This is a genomic window from Pseudogemmobacter sp. TB195 (assembly GCF_058313095.1).
In genome coordinates, this window is record NZ_JBZEGG010000007.1 from 50024 (window position 1) to 65972 (window position 15949).

Annotated in this window: 17 protein-coding genes and 4 pseudogenes; all 21 read right to left on the reverse strand. The window is 63.6% G+C overall.

The genetic code is table 11. The features are described 5' to 3' along the window. Position 1 precedes the first annotated feature (1 nt). Entirely contained in the window at positions 2-289 is a 288-nt protein-coding gene (locus AC4FS3_RS08900) for a beta/alpha barrel domain-containing protein (RefSeq protein WP_283178921.1), read from the reverse strand. A gap of 65 nt (positions 290-354) precedes the next feature. Beyond that, a pseudogene (locus AC4FS3_RS08905) lies at positions 355-771 on the reverse strand (2-dehydro-3-deoxygalactonokinase); the annotation flags it as partial. Positions 772-1321: 550 nt separating this feature from the next. Further along, a complete protein-coding gene (locus tag AC4FS3_RS08910) occupies positions 1322-1633 on the reverse strand; it encodes an SMP-30/gluconolactonase/LRE family protein (RefSeq protein ID WP_491020248.1) in 312 nt (103 codons plus the stop codon). 13 nt (positions 1634-1646) lie between these two features. Next, positions 1647-1787, reverse strand: a complete 141-nt coding sequence (locus tag AC4FS3_RS08915) for a hypothetical protein (protein ID WP_491020389.1) — start codon at positions 1785-1787, stop codon at positions 1647-1649. Between the two features lie 49 nt (positions 1788-1836). Continuing rightward, positions 1837-2037, reverse strand: a pseudogene (locus AC4FS3_RS08920) (SMP-30/gluconolactonase/LRE family protein); the annotation flags it as partial. A 398-nt stretch (positions 2038-2435) separates the two neighbouring features. Then, positions 2436-2558, reverse strand: a complete 123-nt coding sequence (locus AC4FS3_RS08925; protein WP_491020249.1) for a hypothetical protein — start codon at positions 2556-2558, stop codon at positions 2436-2438. 54 nt (positions 2559-2612) lie between these two features. After that, positions 2613-2747: a hypothetical protein gene (locus AC4FS3_RS08930; RefSeq protein ID WP_491020250.1), complete on the reverse strand. Its 135-nt coding sequence runs from the start codon at positions 2745-2747 to the stop codon at positions 2613-2615. Between the two features lie 16 nt (positions 2748-2763). Further along, positions 2764-3015 (reverse strand): hypothetical protein, encoded by a 252-nt coding sequence (locus tag AC4FS3_RS08935; protein ID WP_491020251.1) that lies wholly within the window; start codon positions 3013-3015, stop codon positions 2764-2766. A 24-nt stretch (positions 3016-3039) separates the two neighbouring features. Then, on the reverse strand, positions 3040-3339 hold the full coding sequence (locus tag AC4FS3_RS08940) for an ABC transporter permease subunit (RefSeq protein ID WP_491020252.1): 300 nt from the start codon (positions 3337-3339) through the stop codon (positions 3040-3042). Positions 3340-3444: 105 nt separating this feature from the next. After that, complete coding sequence (locus AC4FS3_RS08945; protein ID WP_491020253.1) at positions 3445-4143, reverse strand: hypothetical protein; 699 nt, start codon at positions 4141-4143, stop codon at positions 3445-3447. Continuing rightward, positions 4035-4262 carry an ATP-binding cassette domain-containing protein gene (locus AC4FS3_RS08950; RefSeq protein WP_491020254.1) on the reverse strand — a complete coding sequence of 76 codons (228 nt, stop codon included), beginning with the start codon at positions 4260-4262 and terminating at the stop codon, positions 4035-4037. The genes AC4FS3_RS08945 and AC4FS3_RS08950 overlap by 109 nt, the downstream gene beginning before the upstream one ends. After that, positions 4190-4768 carry a substrate-binding domain-containing protein gene (locus AC4FS3_RS08955; RefSeq protein ID WP_491020255.1) on the reverse strand — a complete coding sequence of 193 codons (579 nt, stop codon included), beginning with the start codon at positions 4766-4768 and terminating at the stop codon, positions 4190-4192. Before AC4FS3_RS08955 ends, AC4FS3_RS08950 begins: the two co-directional genes overlap by 73 nt. 430 nt (positions 4769-5198) lie before the next feature. Next, positions 5199-5408 (reverse strand): annotated as a pseudogene (locus AC4FS3_RS08960) (gfo/Idh/MocA family oxidoreductase); the annotation flags it as partial. Positions 5409-5433: 25 nt separating this feature from the next. Further along, positions 5434-6871 (reverse strand): annotated as a pseudogene (locus AC4FS3_RS08965) (dihydroxy-acid dehydratase domain-containing protein); the annotation flags it as partial. A gap of 229 nt (positions 6872-7100) precedes the next feature. After that, positions 7101-8396, reverse strand: a complete 1296-nt coding sequence (locus AC4FS3_RS08970) for an amidohydrolase family protein (protein ID WP_491020256.1) — start codon at positions 8394-8396, stop codon at positions 7101-7103. Between the two features lie 9 nt (positions 8397-8405). Then, positions 8406-9350, reverse strand: coding sequence for an ABC transporter permease (locus AC4FS3_RS08975; protein WP_491020257.1), 945 nt, complete (start codon positions 9348-9350; stop codon positions 8406-8408). Next, entirely contained in the window at positions 9347-10396 is a 1050-nt protein-coding gene (locus AC4FS3_RS08980) for an ABC transporter permease (protein ID WP_283178934.1), read from the reverse strand. The genes AC4FS3_RS08975 and AC4FS3_RS08980 overlap by 4 nt, the downstream gene beginning before the upstream one ends. Further along, positions 10386-11903: an ABC transporter ATP-binding protein gene (locus AC4FS3_RS08985; protein WP_491020258.1), complete on the reverse strand. Its 1518-nt coding sequence runs from the start codon at positions 11901-11903 to the stop codon at positions 10386-10388. The genes AC4FS3_RS08980 and AC4FS3_RS08985 overlap by 11 nt, the downstream gene beginning before the upstream one ends. After that, positions 11900-13300, reverse strand: coding sequence for an amidase (locus AC4FS3_RS08990; protein WP_491020259.1), 1401 nt, complete (start codon positions 13298-13300; stop codon positions 11900-11902). The genes AC4FS3_RS08985 and AC4FS3_RS08990 overlap by 4 nt, the downstream gene beginning before the upstream one ends. Before the next feature lie 6 nt (positions 13301-13306). Next, positions 13307-14299 carry a BMP family protein gene (locus AC4FS3_RS08995; RefSeq protein WP_491020260.1) on the reverse strand — a complete coding sequence of 331 codons (993 nt, stop codon included), beginning with the start codon at positions 14297-14299 and terminating at the stop codon, positions 13307-13309. A gap of 690 nt (positions 14300-14989) precedes the next feature. Beyond that, positions 14990-15622 carry a 3'-5' exonuclease gene (locus AC4FS3_RS09000; protein ID WP_491020261.1) on the reverse strand — a complete coding sequence of 211 codons (633 nt, stop codon included), beginning with the start codon at positions 15620-15622 and terminating at the stop codon, positions 14990-14992. Between the last annotated feature and the right edge of the window lie 327 nt (positions 15623-15949).

Below are 15949 nucleotides of genomic sequence, written 5' to 3' on the forward strand. Positions count from 1 at the left end.
TTCACAGACCGGACTGGCCGCGCGGGTTGCAGCCTACACGCCAGGAGCGAGATTTCTGGCGGCGATCAGCCTGCCGTCGGGCTTTGCCACAGCCTCGAGATCGGTGGCGGCCAGCACGGTGCGGGCCCCCGATGATCACGCGGGTTCCGAAAGCTGCACTCCGCGCGGCGATGCTCTCCAGCGCCGCGGGCGAGTTCAGCGGCACCTCGATCAGGGTAAAGCCAGCCCCGACCAGTTCACCAACATGGGCCAGCGCCTCTTCCGGGCGGATGCCCCGCAGGATAGCCACCAGCAGACAGGCCTTCAGCGCCGTTGCAAACTCTAAGATCAGATCAGCCGTCCGCGTTTCGCAATTTAAAAAAGCCCGCGCCGGTTCATACTTTCGGGTGCAACCGCCGTTGTCACCCCGAACGCCACGAAGGCGCTGGCATAGCGCCCCGCCTGAACGCCGCGTCCGATCAGGGTTACCCTTGTTCTCTCAGCTATGGCTTCCAGCCCGGCCCCGATCTCATCGCCGATGAGCAGCCCCGAGAGGTAATCAGCGATTTCTTCCGGCGTGTGCCGCCCCATCAGAGCGAGGCTGCGGGCCGAGAAGGCCCGTGCCATCGGCGCGCCCTGGGATTTCGCGGCCCCGTCCCTGCGCAGGAAAGCCGCCTCTGAGCCCTCGCCCGGCACAACCAGCCGCCCGAGGATCAAATTCTGGCGCAGGGCAGGAACTGCCTCACCGGTGATGCAGATGCTCGGGCCAGGGATCTGCCCTCCTTCGACCCGTACCCATTTGCTTTAATTTCCCGGCAGCTGTGATCCGCCGCATCATGACGCCGGCGGCCCCACGTTTCGCCGCTGTCATCAAGGCAGAACTATCCGTGATGCGCGTGGCTTACCGCAGTCGCCGCGTCTCTTAGGCCCCAGGATCACAGTTCGGCGCATCGCCCGCGACAGCCCACATGCCCGTCTTCGAGACATAGTGTGAAGACCACATTCTGCGCACATTGTCTTCGTTATACAATATGCAGTGGTAAATGCCGTCATTGCTACCATCAATGAGATTGCCGCCTTCATTGGCATCAACGCGGATCTCGTGCCCCTCAGGCGTGAACCGCGCCCTCCCACCAGGGCGCCGACATAAAGCCTTTCGCCAGGATCGGGGGCAGCGTCTGGAACCCCAGCACCCAAGGTGTGCGACGCCCTCCATCCGCAGATTCTGCACCCTCGCCCGATGGTCAGGAACTTCGCCGAGAACTTTGCCCCGCGCAGCCGCACCGGGTTGACCGGACGGACATCGGGAAGGAGGTCGAAAATCTCCGAACTCTTTTCCGGATCACTGCCGGCTCTGCCAGGCCATTGACCCTGGGGCGGACCAGCCAGGGCAGGCCCTGATGCTCTCTCGCGCGGCGGAAACCAGCCGGTCACCCAGATCGGCACCGCCAAAGGACGGGCATGAGGCGAGTTGGGCGCCAACCGCAATATGATGGCTGCGGCATCCCTCTGGCGTGTAGTGCATCATGGCGCCCGCGCCCCATTTCGCAATCCAGATGCCGCCCTCACTGTCGGTGACCGCACCAACGAGGTTCAGCCCCCGACGTTCAGGTCGAGGAAAACGCGGGCTCTTCCATTTGCCAGCTGCCGGCATTCAGCGGCTGCGCTCAGGCCAGCGCAAGCGCAGTGTCGGCGAAACAGGCAAGCCGCCCGTCAGGCGCGAAACAAATCGCATTGGGGATCGGGATACGGGCGAACAGCTGTGTGCCTGGTCGCGGTAATAACGGCAGATCGACCCAGCCCGTCATTCGATCTCGTGTCGTGCCGGTCAGTCTCGACTGCGACCAGCATTTCTGTGGTGCCGGTGTCCAGGTCGAGCCTAAAAAGCCCGCGCCCGCTGGCGTTCATGAGCCTCGAGCTGTTGATCTGTCCCGCCGCCGAGACCATGCGGTGGAACTGCCAGTCGCACCCCGGAGTCAGCTGGCGACGATTCAGAATATCGAACCAGAAGAATTGTTTACGTTTGGGTACCAGAAAGCGCCCTCGCCCAGCTCGCAAGGATGGGTGTCAAAGGGGCTTATGCCTGGCCTCCCGCCAGCCGCGCCTCGGAGAGTTTCACGAGGCCGTTTTGCAACAGGATGAAAACAAGCAGCAAAAAAAGCCAATCATGATCCGCGTCCACCAGAAGGAAGGCGAGCCGTCAAACAGGAAACTGGTCTGGATAAGCCCGATCGTCAGAACAACGAGCGTTATGCCGAACATATCGCCCCCGCCACCGGTCAAAAGCTTGCCGGCGATCACCACGGCGGCGATGACGGTAAGTTCAGTCCCCACCGTCGCGAGCGAGTAGCCCGAGCTGGCATAGACCGAGGCGGCGAAACGGGTCTATGGGCCACCAAAATGCCGATGAAGAAGGTCGCCGGCATCAGAACTCCGATCAGCGTCAGCCGCCGCTTTCAGGGGATCAGCCCATAGGCGCCGACGAGGCTCTGGCAGAAATCATGCGGGATCGGCACCGGTTCAATCGACAAGAGATACGCGGCATCACGCGCGAGGAACATGCCCGGAAACGCAATCACCGATCCAACCGAAAGGTCGTTTCAGCCAGCAGATCACCAATCCGATCAGGATAATCATAAAGCGGCAGAGCGCGGGATTTCATTGTCCGGCTCCTTCTGGCGCGCGGTCACGGCACAGTCCGCAGGCCAGAAGGCCCATTCGCGCACGATCCTGGGCGACAGCAGCACCAGGATCACCAGAAACAGCATCGCCTTGATCACGAGGTTATACTCTGAAGGAAAGCCCGCAAGCCGGACGCCCGAGGAAATCGTCCGGATGATCATCGCTCCAAGCACTGAGGCCAAGTGCGGTGCGCCGCATCAGCACCGTGACCAGCACGGCGGTGGCAAGCCACATCCAGGCCGATAGCGGCAGGCCATGGAAAGTGACGGGTCCGAGAAAGGCAAAAGCCGGATCGGTGAAGGTCAGGATGCGGCCTTCGGTGATCAGCTGCGCAATGCCGCGCCCCGTGGTCAACAGGATCAGCCTCGCGACAAAGGGCTACACCCATGCCACCGCCACCAATGCGCCATTCCAAAGCCCCGCCGCCACCCTCGCAAGCAGCGAAAGCGGATGCCAGGAGCCCTCCGGGATCGCGAAGGCCGCAACCGCACTGCAGATCGCCAGGACGGTGCAGACCGACAGATCAATGCCGCGCGTGTCGATCACCAGCGTCCTGCCCACCGCCAGCAGCGCCACCGGGGCGGAGCGCTTCAGAAGGTCGATCACCGGCCCGACCAGCCGCCCGCCATCAAAGCTGACCGACAGTAAGCCCGGGTAGTACACTGAGACCAGCGCCAACAGGGCTGCCAGTGCGGCAGCACCGCTTTTTGCGGGTTCCTGCCCGACAACTCGCCGATGCGTTTTTCGCGCCCCGAGGTACGTATATCGTGCCGTTTGAAATAGTCAGCGGCGGTGCGGTTTATTCTGTGCGCGTGATTGACCTTGCCCAGCCGTGACGCGCCTGGAGGCCCGCCATGATGTTCTCGCGGGTCGAAAGATCTGCGATGGTGCCATCAGTCTTGCGATCTTCCGGTGCGAAACCAAACCCCGCCGCATTGGCGCGACGGCGCAGTCAGGTCGAGCTTGCCCGCCTGGTTCCCTGGCTTCGGCCTTGCCCACGGTCATTGCAAAAGGCTCCACCGCGCTACGGCGGCCACTGCCCTGAAACCTGAACATCCCCGGGCGGGGCGCACGATCGGCGGGGCGCGAATGCAGCACCTTATCTTCCGTCGTGCGGCCCTGCACATGCGCGATCAGCTTGACCCGGTTCAGGCGCGCAGTCGCTGCGTTCGTGCTACATGGGCCATTCCTGAACACCGTGACCCGGTCGATCAGGTCGAAGACCTGCTCCGGAAAATGCGAGACGAACAAAATGACCAGTCCACCCGCTCGCAGCGACTGCACCACGTCAAGCACCATCCGCACCTCGGTCGCATTAAGGCTGGCGGTCGGCTCTTCGAGGATCAGCTCCTTGCCCGACAGGGATGCCGCCCTCATGATCGCGATGATCTGGCAGATCGCCACCAAATGACGGGCCAGATCGTGGTCGACATCCAGGTCAAGGCCATATTGCGCCAGGATCGCCTTCGCCTCGCCCTGCATCGCGCCGCGCCCGGGTCGCGCTGAGAGACGAAAGTCAGACATTTGATCAGCGTCGATTTCCCCGCGCCATTCTCGCCCGGAAGCGCATGGACCTCACCGGCGGGCAGGTCGAAAACCATCCCTCCAGCGCATCATAGTTGGGCCGGCCATGTTCGGGGTCAGCGCCAGGTCGCCAGATCGTCTTTACAGGCGTAGAGCGCGCAGTATTCCTGCCGCCGTTTTCAGCCAGGATGACGCTTTCCACAACTTCCTTGCCGAGAGAGCGGGTGAAATCGCCGGTCTTGCTTGTCACGATGCTCAGGCTCTCGTTGCCCGCAATGCCTTGCTCAGAGCCCTTCTTCCTGTCTATGGCCAGGAAAAAGCCGCTGATGCCTTGCAGCTCGGCAATACGTCTTTCCTTGTCGCCAACAGTGTCTGCGAGCCATTTGCCGACCAGTTCGCCCTCTTGAATAAGGTTCGAGCCGGCAGCCGTCAGGTAAAGCGACGGGGCGCTCTCCACCATACGCTGCAGCGGCACAACTGCCATCTCGGCCTCTCTGGCGGCTTGCAGCACGGCATCCCAACCGGTGGCGACGACCGGCGCGATCAGGATCGCGTCAACACCCTGGGCGATGAAAGACCGCAAAGCCGCGATCTGATTTTCCTGCTTTTACTCCGTATCCGAAAACTGCAGCTGGTAGCAGCCCGCTTCCTGTTACGATCTGGTCAGAGAGGTCTTTGCCGCGCCCAGCCCGATTCCAACCCTATTTGCGAGAAGCCGATCACTTTTTACTGGGCCATGGCAGCGCCGGCGCCAAGCGCGACGATCGTAACGCCCGCAAGGAACGTTCTGATGGTCACGGTATCCTCCCACGGGGTGTCGGCTGGTCCTGGTCCGGTCCTGGTCGTCACCGGCGCGCAAGACACCGGATACTTATTCCGGCCCCTGCGGGCTCAGAACTCAAAAGCCGCCACCTTGTTTTGCTGTCCCAGCGTGAAAGCATCGGCCACCAGCACCATCGGGCGCAGGTCGATATCGGAAAGACCGGCCTCAACAAGGCGGGCCATTTTGGCATAAAGCGCGGCACCGGCGGCAGCGCCAGCGACACGACCCCGATATCGGGCCGCGCCGCCAGCATGTCTTCGATCCGCGTGAAGGCCTCGCCCCCCGGAACCGTCCCGGACCGCGATACCGTCGCCGCGATTTCCCAGTCAGGGCTCGCGTTCAGCGCCGGCACATGCTGGTCGAGCGCGATCTTGCCAATGCCAACCAGGGCTATTTTCATCGCCGTTCCCATCTCAATGACTGTCCTAACCCACGTCGCGGCCCCGGCAGCCCATGAGGAAGTCAAGCTCCGCGCCGGTATCCGCGCCGCCGATAAGGTCGTTATACAGCCAGGCGTAGTCAGAAGACGGCGGCGCGGCCGTGGGCGCCCATTCCGCCAGGCGTGCCGCCAGTTCCTCGTCAGAAATCTCCAGCGTGAGCGTGGTTCGGCATATCAAGGGAGATCATATCGCCATTCCGTATCACCGCAAGCGGTCCGTCCGCCGCCGCCTCGGGTAAGTTATGCAAGACCACGGTGCCACAGGCCGTCTCCGACATCCGCGCGTCAGAGATCCGCGCCACATCGGTGACCGCCTTGCGCATAACCTTGGGAGGCAGTCCCAATTTGCCGACCCCGGCCATGCCGGGACAGGCCCCGGGCCCGCAATTCTTCAGCCCCATGACACAGGTTTCGTCAACGTAGAGCGCCTCGTCATTGCTCTTCGCCTTGGCCACAGCGACGCCGCCCTGGGCGGTCAGGCGCATGTGGGCCGCAAGGATCAGGTCCTCGTTCCAGTTGCAGAGGCCTTGACTTTATCCGAGACCGTCGCGCCCCAGACGGTCAGCGCGACCTTATGCGGTTTGCCGGCCTCGCCGAGCCGCTTCAGGATAATTGGCAGACCGCCAGCATAGAAGAATTCTTCCATGAGGTCTTTGCCCGCCAGGCATCAGGTTCACGATGGTCACGGCGTCGCGCCGACAGCGGTCCCGGACGTCCGGCTTCAGGTCGTTGCCAACCCGCCCCGCAATTGCCGGCAAATGAACCGCGGCGCTGGTGGATCCGCCAATTGCGTCATTGGTGCGGATTGCATTCTCGAATGCCTCTTTCGTCATGATATCAGAGGGTCTCAGGTCGTCCTTGGCCATCTGGACGATGCGGTGCCCCGGCATCTGCGCCATCACACGACGACGCGACCCCACCGCCGGGATCGCGGCAATGCCCGCAAGCGCCATAACAAAAGCCTCGACCATCGAGACCATGGTCGCGGCGGTGCCCATCGTATTGCAGGTGCCGGTCGAGCGGCTCATCGAAGCCTCGGCCTCAAGGAAGTCCTCCCTGGCCCTCTCGCGCGCTTTGACGGTTTCTGAGAAGCTCCACAGGTGGGTACCAACCCCCAGGCGCTCGCCGCGAAAATAGCTGTTCAGCATCGGACCACCGGTGACGAAAATCGACGGAATATCGGTCGAGCTCGCACCCATCAGCAGGCCCGGCTTGGTCTTGTCGTAACCGCCCAGCGGCACCGCGCCGTCAATCGGCTGGCCGCGCATCTGCGCCTCAACCGCCACCGTCGCGATATTGCAATACATCATGGCGGTCGGGCGGAAGGAGATTTCGCTTGCCGAAAACATCGGCACCTCGAGCGGGAAGCCGCCAGATTCCCGGATCCCCGCCTTCACCTCGTTGGCCAGATCACGCATATGCCCGCCGAGATGCGCGCGGATCCCTGTCTGCTCAGGCATATGGCCATCCGCTTTCCAGCGCGCGGGTGGTGACGCTGGCCGTGCGCCATAACTGCGAATGGATCATGCAGCAACGTGCTGCGCCGATCCGGGTCTCACGCTGCCACCTGCCTGATCTCAGACTCCGCCCGCTGTCACCGCTCGCGCTGCATCTGCGCAAAAGGCTGCTGGCCGGCGGCGTCGCCGGAGGGTCTCAGCTCTTGCCGGGCGGCAGGTAATCAAGGCCCGGATCAATCTGCGCCGGGCGACCGGGCAGCGACAATGACGGCAGGCGCGGCGCGGTGCGGCTGATCACGCGGCCCTCGCGCAGCACGTAAAGCCGGGTCGGTTTCAGCCGGATCGCCTCGGTTACATCCGCCGCCTGAAGGATCACGAGATTGGCCTTGCATCCGGGCGAAAGCCCGTAGCCGTCAAGCCCCATGGTCTTTGCCGAATTGACTGTCACCGCGTCAAAGATCTGATGTTTCTCGGCGATCCCGCCCATCTGACCGACATGCAACGCCATATGCGCGACCTCGAGCATGTCGCCTGACCCCATCGAATACCAGGGATCCATGCAGCAATCCTGGCCCAGCGAGACATTGACGCCCGCCGCCATCAGCTCGCGCACCCGCGTCATGCCGCGCCGTTTCGGATAGCTGTCATGTCTGCCCTGCAGCATGATATTGATCAGCGGGTTCGGCGTCGCAGTCATCTGCGCCTCGGCGATCAGCGGGATCAGTTTGGACACATAATAATTGTCCATCGAATGCATCGAGGTCAGATGCGAGCCATTGACCCGGCCTTGCAGGCCAAAGCGGATCGTCAGGGCAGCCATGGTCTCGACATGGCGCGAAAGCGGATCATCGGTCTCGTCGCAATGTATATCGACCGGCAGTCCGCGATCAGCTGCAATACGGAACTGGGCTTCCAGCGAGAGCCGCCCCTCCTCCATCGTGCGTTCGAAATGCGGGATGCCGCCGACGATCCCCACGCCCATATCCAGCGCGCGCTCCAGCGCTTTCACCCCTTCGGGAATCCGGTAATAGCCATCCTGCGGGAAGGCCACGAGCTGAAGGTCAATATAGTCCTTTACCCGGTCCTGCACCTCAAGCATCGCCTCGGCGGTCACCAGGCGGGGGTCAGAGGTGTCGACATGGGTGCGGATGTGCAAAAGCCCCTGGGAAACCGCCAGATCACAATAGCGCAGCGCACGTTCGACCAGCGCGTCACGGGTCAGCATGGGCCGCAGTTCTCCCCAGAGCGCGATCCCTTCAAGCAGCGTGCCGGAAGCATTCATGCGTGGCAGCCCCAGCGAGAGCGTCGCATCCATGTGGAAATGCGGGTCACAAAACGCGGGCGAGACCAGACGGCCAGCAGTGTCGATCACCTCACCGGCTTCGGCGGGCAGCTGCTTTTCCACCGCCGCGATCTCACCCTTGCGGATGCCGATATCATAGCCGTTGCGGCCGTCGGGCAGATTGGCGCCCCGGATGATGGTGTCGAACATGGTCACTCCTTAACGCTCGCCGCGCCGATAGGGTTGCATCAATGCCTGGGGCACCCGCGCGCGACGCGCCATCACCGCAAGCGCGAGGATCGACAGCACGAAGGGCACCATCAGGAAAAGCTGATAGGGCAGCGCGCCGCCCATAACGGTTTGCAGCCGCAACTGGAAGGCGTCGAAAAACGCGAAGAGAAGCGCACCCGCCAGCGCCCGCCCCGGCCGCCAGGAGGCAAAGACCACCAGCGCGATGCAGATCCAGCCACGGCCCTGGACCATGGTCGGGATGAAACTGTCAAAGGCGGAAAGCGTCAGGAAGGCACCTCCCATTGCCATCAGCGCCGATCCGGCGATCACCGCGCCATAGCGCATCACCATCGGGTTGATGCCCTGGGCCTCGGCGGCATGCGGGTTCTCGCCGGTCATGCGGATCGCAAGGCCAAGGGGCGTGCGGAAAAGGGTGAAGGCCAGGGCGAGCGCCAGCGCAATCGCGAGCCAGGTCGGCGCGGTCTGGGTAAAGACGGCCTGACCAAGAAACGGCAGATCGGAGAGCACCGGAATATGCAGCGGCTGGAAGGGGATGATCTTCGGCGGCGTGCCCTCGACCGGGACCAGCAGGCGAAAGAGATAATAGCTGAAGGACGAGGCGAAGAGCGTAACGCCCAGCCCCGAGACATGCTGCGACAGCCCCAGCGTCACCGTCAGCCCGGCATGCAGCGCCCCGAACACCATCCCCGACAAAGCTGCAACAAAGAGCCCGGTCCAGAGATCGGCCCCATTCCAGACGGCAAACCAGCCGATCATCGCACCAAAGGTCATGATCCCTTCGATGCCAAGGTTCAGAACCCCCGCCCGTTCGCTTAACAACGCGCCGAGCGTGGCGAAGATCAGCGGCGTGGCGATCCTGAGAACCGCCGCCCAAAGCCCTGCCGAGGCGAGGATATCGAGAATATCGCTCATCTGCGGATCCTGTATTGGGTGAAGAAGATCGCGACCAGCATGGTCAGCAAAGAGAGCGCGACCGTCACGTCGGCGATATAAGACGGCACCGCGAGCGAGCGGCTCATGGCATCGGCGCCGACAAACATCACCGCCGTAAACAAAGCCGCCAGCACCACGCCAAGCGGGTTCAGCCCGGCAAGCATCGCGACCACAATCCCTGAATAGCCGTACCCGGGCGACAGTTCGGTCGTGACATAAGAGGTGATCCCCATCACCTCGACCGCACCGGCAAGCCCGGCAAGCCCCCCCGACAGCATAGCGACCAGCACCAGCGTCCGCCCCAGTGGCACACCCGCGAAAGCGGCGCCCGAAGGGTTCAGCCCCGCCGCCCTCGATTGCAGCCCGAAAGCCGTGCGCGACTGGATGAAATGCACCACAAAGGCCAGCACAACCGCGACCACAAGCCCGATATGGAGGCGCGAGCGCGGGATGATCTTTGGCAGTTCGGCCTGCGAGGCAACCGGAACCGATTGCGGCCAGCCGAATGCGAGTGGGTCTTTCAGCACCGTGTCGATCAGCATCGAGACAACCAAAAGCGCCACGAAGTTCAGAAGCAGCGTCGTCACCACCTCATCCACCTGGAACCGCAGCCGGAGCCAGAGCGGGATCAGCAGGAGGATCATCCCCGCCAGCGCGCCGGTCACGAACAGAAGCGGGATCTGCACCACCCCCGGCAACCCGCCGAACAGATGCGCGCTCGCCGCCGCCACGGCGATAGCGCCAAGGTAAAGCTGCCCCTCTGCCCCGATATTCCACAGCCGGGCGCGAAAGGCGACCGCCGCCGCAAGCCCGGTCAGGATCAGCGGCGCCGTGCGCGCCAGCGTCTCTGTCAACGCGAGCTTCGAGCCGAATGCCCCGGTGATGATCTTGCCAAACGCGGTCAGAACCGGCGCACCGGCAAGCGCGATCAGCCCGCCCGCAAGCGCCAGCGAAATCGCGACCGCGATCAGGGGCGTCAGCACCGCCAATGCCGGCGGGATTTGTTCGCGCCGTTCAAACCGCATGTTCTGCCGCTCCCCATTCGCCGGCCATCATCAGGCCAAGCTGCCGCGCAGTGATCCCTTCCGGGCGGACCGGAGGCGACAGCCTTCCGCCGGTAATCGCCTGAATGCGGTCTGCAAGCGCCATCACCTCATCAAGATCTTCCGAAATCAGAAGCACCGCCGTCCCCGCGCGGCGCGCGTCCAGGATGCGCTCATGCACCGCCGCCACCGCGCCCTCGTCAAGGCCCCGTGCCGGCTGCGCGGCGACCAGGATTCTGGGATGTTCGATCAGGTTCCGCCCCAGGATCAGCTTTTGCATATTGCCCCCCGACAAGAGCCGGATCCGGCTCGCAGGCGTGCCGCCGCGCACATCAAAGCCCTCGATGATCCGGCGTGCGAATTCCATCCCCGCCTTGCGGTCCACAAGGCCGCGCCGGGTGAATTCCGGCAGCCGTTCCAGCACCGCATTTTCCCAGATCGCCATTTCGCCAATGACGCCATCATGATTGCGGTCTTCGGGAATGCGGCCGATCCCGGCGCCCACCACCTCGCGCACCGTCAGATCGCCGACCGGCTGGCCAAACAACGTGATCTCGCCGGCGCTGCGCCGCGCAAGGCCGCCGGTCAGCCGCGCCAGCGCCGCCTGACCATTGCCCGAGACCCCGATGATCCCCAGCACCTCACCCGCGCGCAGATGGAAATCGACCGCTTTCAGCCGCTCGACGCCGCCCTCGCGCAGGGTGACGGCTTTCGCCTCCAACACCACATCGCCCGGGGTGGCCGGCTCGCGCAGAGGCCGCCTCACCTCGCGCCCGACCATCAGCCCGGCAAGTTCCGCCTTTGAGGTCTCGACCGCCCGGCGCTCTGCCACCACACGCCCGCCGCGCAGCACCACGATCCGGTCAGCGGTCGCCATCACCTCGTCAAGCTTATGCGAGATGAAGATGATCGAAAGCCCCTGCCGCGCCATATCCTTGAGGTTTGCGAACATATGTTCGGATTCTACATTGGTCAGAACCGCGGTCGGCTCATCCAGCACAAGGATCTTCGCGTCATTGTAAAGCGCCTTGAGGATCTCGACCCTCTGCTGCTCGCCCACCGACAGATCACCAAGCCGCGCATCGGGGTCGGTCTTCAGCCCGAAACGCGCGGAAATCTCCATCAGACGCGCCCGGCCTTTTGCCCGGTCCGACCAGGGCCGCCAGAGGCTCTCGGTGCCGGTCATCACGTTTTCCATCACGGACAAATTGGGGGCCAGCGAGAAATGCTGATGCACCATGCCGATGCCTGCGCGGATCGCAGCCCTGGGTCGCCCAGGCGGCAGCAGTCGACCCATTACAGAAATATGCCCGGAATCAGGGGTATAATGACCAAAGAGCATCGACATCAGCGTCGTCTTGCCCGCGCCATTCTCGCCCAGAAGGGCGATAATCTCACCGCGTTCAAGGCTCAGCGAAATATTGTCATTCGCCAGCGTCGTGCCGAACCTTTTGCTGACCTGGGAGATGTCGAGAACGGTTTCACTCATGTCAGCCCCGCGACGGCAAAGGGATGTGTCCAGCGCTCTTCAACCTCGAGCCGGGCGGCGATCGAGAGGAGCAGCCGCTCCTGCCCCATCGGCGCAATCAGCTGCACCGGCAGCGGCAGCCCTGCAGCATCGGCGCCGAAGGGCAGCGTGATCGCGGGCGCGCCAGAGATATTCGCAAGGCTCGCCAGCGGAGCAAACCGTGCCATCCGGTCGAAATGCAGATCCGTATCCGAATGTTCGGTCGGAAAGGATCCAGCGGGCAGCGGCGGCCCGGACAGCATCGGCGTCAGTAGCAGGTCCACCCCGTCAAAAATCCGCCACAGATCGCGCGCGACATAGACCATTTCATTCAGGCTGGCCCAGAGCGCGCTTGCCGTAAGATCAAGGCCCCGCGCCACCACCACCCGGGTCATCTGTTCGGCCCGGCTGAAATCCAGCCGCGACGAGAGTTCCGCGAGATTGATCGAGACGATATCGGCAAAGATACGCCCGCTGCGGACGGCAAGGTCCGTCACCATCTCGCCCTCAAGCGGGCGGATGCGATGGCCGTTCCGCGCCAGAACCCGCGCCGCCGCTTCGACTGCCTCTGCCCTCGCCTCGTCGACCGGCCAGTCCGGGCCGATATCAGTGACAAGCCCGATGGTCAGGGGGCCTGATTTCGCCTCTTCCAGCAAGGGGCTCGCGAAAGGCCCCTGGGCGCCGCCGATGGTCGCGGCGGCAAAGATCGCCTCCGCATCGCGGACAGAACGGCAGATCGCCAGCTCGCTTGCGATGCCGCCGAGATGGTTGCCAAAGCCCGGGCCGCCCGGCACTGATCCGCGCCCGGGCTTCAGCCCGACAAGTCCGCAGGCCGCTGCCGGCACCCGGATCGAGCCACCCGCATCGGTCGCATGGGCGATCGCCGCGATCCCCGCCGCAACCGCCGCCGCGGCCCCGCCCGAAGACCCGCCGGGTGAGAGCTGCGGGTCCAGCGGGTTTCTCGCCACCGGCCCGACCGCAGGCTCCGACGCCAGCGAAAGGCCAAATTCAGGCACCGTTGTCAGCGCGAAAGGGCAAAGCCCCGCCGCCCGGAACCTTGCGGCCAGCTGGCTGTCTTCGCCCATGCCGCCCCGCGAAAACATCGCCGATCCGGCACAGACCGGAAAGCCCATAAACGGCGCGCCGAGATCCTTGACCACCAGCGGCACGCCGCCAAAGGCCGCATATCGCTGCGGCGCATTGCGGGGAAGCGCGTCAAACTCGCTCGCCAGCTCCCGCCCGCGCGGCTTGTTCAGATGCGCCAGCGCGCCAAGTTCCGCGCATGCCTCTGCGCGCGCGAAAGAGGCTTCCATCGCCTCCGCCGCCGTCAGATGGCCCCGGCGGATCGCCGAGGCCAAAGCTGTCGCATCTGATCCCATCCGGGCTTACTTCGGCTCGTCGAAGTTTTGCGGCACGGTGAAACTGCCGGCCTTGATCTCGGCCCGGACCTTCTCCATCTCGGCCTCTGCCTCGGAAGGCGCCACACCGGCCACATAGGAAATATCGCTGCCGCCCTCTTTCATCAGGCCAAAGGGGGTATAATCCTTGCCGGTCGGATTGCCCGCCGCTACGTCGGCCACAATCGCATTCAGGATCGGACGGAAGCCCCAGAGCGCATTGGCGAAAACCGTGTCGGGATACATCGGCGTATAGTCGATCAGCGAGCCGACGGCCTTGACGCCACGTTCTTTGGCGGCATCCGCCGTGCCGATCCGTTCGCCAAAGAGGATATCCGCGCCGGCATCGATCATCGCAAGCCCGGCCTCGCGGGCTTTCGGCGGGTCAAAGAAGGTGCCGATCCAGGCGACAAGATGTTTCGCCTCGGGGTTCACCGCCTTGACGCCTTCGGCGAAGGCATTGATCAGAAGGTTGATTTCCGGGATCGGGATGGCACCGACGGACCCCACCACATTCGACTTTGTCATCTTGCCTGCAAGCATGCCCGCGAGATAGGCGCCGTCATAATTCCAGGTGCCGAATGTGCCGAAATTATCCCCTTCCGGCCCGCCGGACGAGCCCATGGCAAAGGCGGTATCCGGGTAATCGGCGGCGACTTCGCGGCCCTGACGTTCGACCGGGAAGGTCTCGCCGATGATCAGCTGATTGCCGGCTTCGGCATATTCCCGCATCGCGCGCGGGTAGTCGGTGGCCGAAATCCCTTCGGAGAAGGTGTATTCGATGGTGCCATCAGCTGCCGCTTCCAGAAGCGCCTTATGCAGCACCGAATTCCAGGCGTTTTCCACCGGCGAGCCATGCACGCCCGCGACCCTGACCGGCGTTGCCGCATAGGCTGGCCGCAGCAAAGGCAGCGAGGACGCACCGAGGATCATCCCCGATTGCAGAAGAAAGCGGCGTGAAAGACGAAGATCCCTGGTCATGATGGCCCCCTGTGGCTGATCCTGTTGCTTTGTCCAGTGGTGAGAGCCCCAGGCCCGCAAGTCAACGGTTTCGTCTATTGCCATGCGTCTCGTGCAAGAGACAGCCCCTCTGCCGCATAAATTTTTACCGCCCGATCAGATTAGCTGTGTGTGCAGTCTCCCCCCTCTTCATCGGGGCCCCGCCATTGGGACAGGCGGGAAACAGTTGCAGGGTGAAGGCATCTGGTCCTGGATTGCCATATTGACGGGGGAAAGCGCATACGCCCTCATCACCCCGGTTCGCGCCCGAAGGCCAAAGCCTTGCAGACACCAGATGGGCGGGTAGCATTTTCGATCATCGGCTTTTGGGGGCCGAACCATGCCGGCCCCAAGCCGCTCGGGGGTCCTGAAGGCGCCCCCAGGCGCGGCGGGCAATCGCGAGGGCGGCCGCATAGGCGATGAGAGACGCGGGCATGGGATTCTCAGGCGAGGTTGCGTGCGAGAGAGCTTGGCTGATCGGAGCGATGTCCGGCGCATCGCGCTCTATGGGCTCAGGCGTCAGGCCGCCCGATGGAAGGGAAGTGCGCCGCCCTCCTGTTCTCTGACCTCGCAATGCCGCCGCCGGAGCTGGAGCTTTCCGTTTTGGCAGGGTCAAAATCCGTCATGTTCAACGGCGCCAAAGAGGCTTTCTGCCCCCTGCCAGCTCTGCTGTCAGGCTTGCACCACCTTGATTTCCTGCCTGGAGCTGAGGCTCCCGGGCCTGCGGGCCGGGGGCCTGCGCGGCGGCGCAATCAGGTCTTCCAGCGACATTCCGGTCTTTGCCTCGGCCCGCAGGACAACCAGTGCCGCAGCCTTGGCATCCTCGCCGGCATCATGATGGGCAAAATCAAGCGTCAGCGCCTTTTTCAGATGGCCAAGGCCATGTCCGCCATTGCCACAGAATTCCGGCCAGGCCCGGCGGGCGATCGTCACACTGTTCGCCCATTGCCAGCCAGGATCTGGAAGCCCCCCGGCGCGGCATGCGCCACTGATGGCCCTGCTGTCAAAGGTGCTGTGCTGAATGATGAGATGCGCCTGAAGAAGCGGTGAAATCAGCGGCAGCACCTCGGGGAATCTCGGGGCACCCGCCACGTGGTCAGGTCCGATCCCGTGCAGTTGCACGTTGAACCCCGAAAACCGCTGCACCGGATCGACCAGAGTGCTGAACACGGTCACCGAACCGTCCTGTCCGACACCGGCAATGCCGATCTGGCAAATGCTCGCAGGATCCGAATTGGCCGTCTCGACATCCAGAGCGACAAACCGAAACGGGCCGGCCGGGACGATGATGGTGTGGTCAGGCATCAGAACTATCTCCATCCCCGTTCGAAATGAACGCCGCAATCCGGCTGTGTCGCGCTTTCGTTTCCGGGCTATGCGGTTTCTAAGGATGATCCCCGCGCCGTACCAGCCCCCCGCTCCGGTTCAGGACAGGGCGCGCTACATCTGCCCCCCAAAAGCAGTCGGCGAAAGCGGCGTGCGCTACAACCGGCGCAGGTTGCAGTTCCGCATCTTTCTTGTTGCCTTCCATAAAGCCGGACGAGCCCGTGTCGGCGCGCGCGAAGATGCAGCTTTCGCACCGGGAGGCGTCAAAACCAATAGCCATTGCGGGTCCGGAGCGCTAGGAATGGC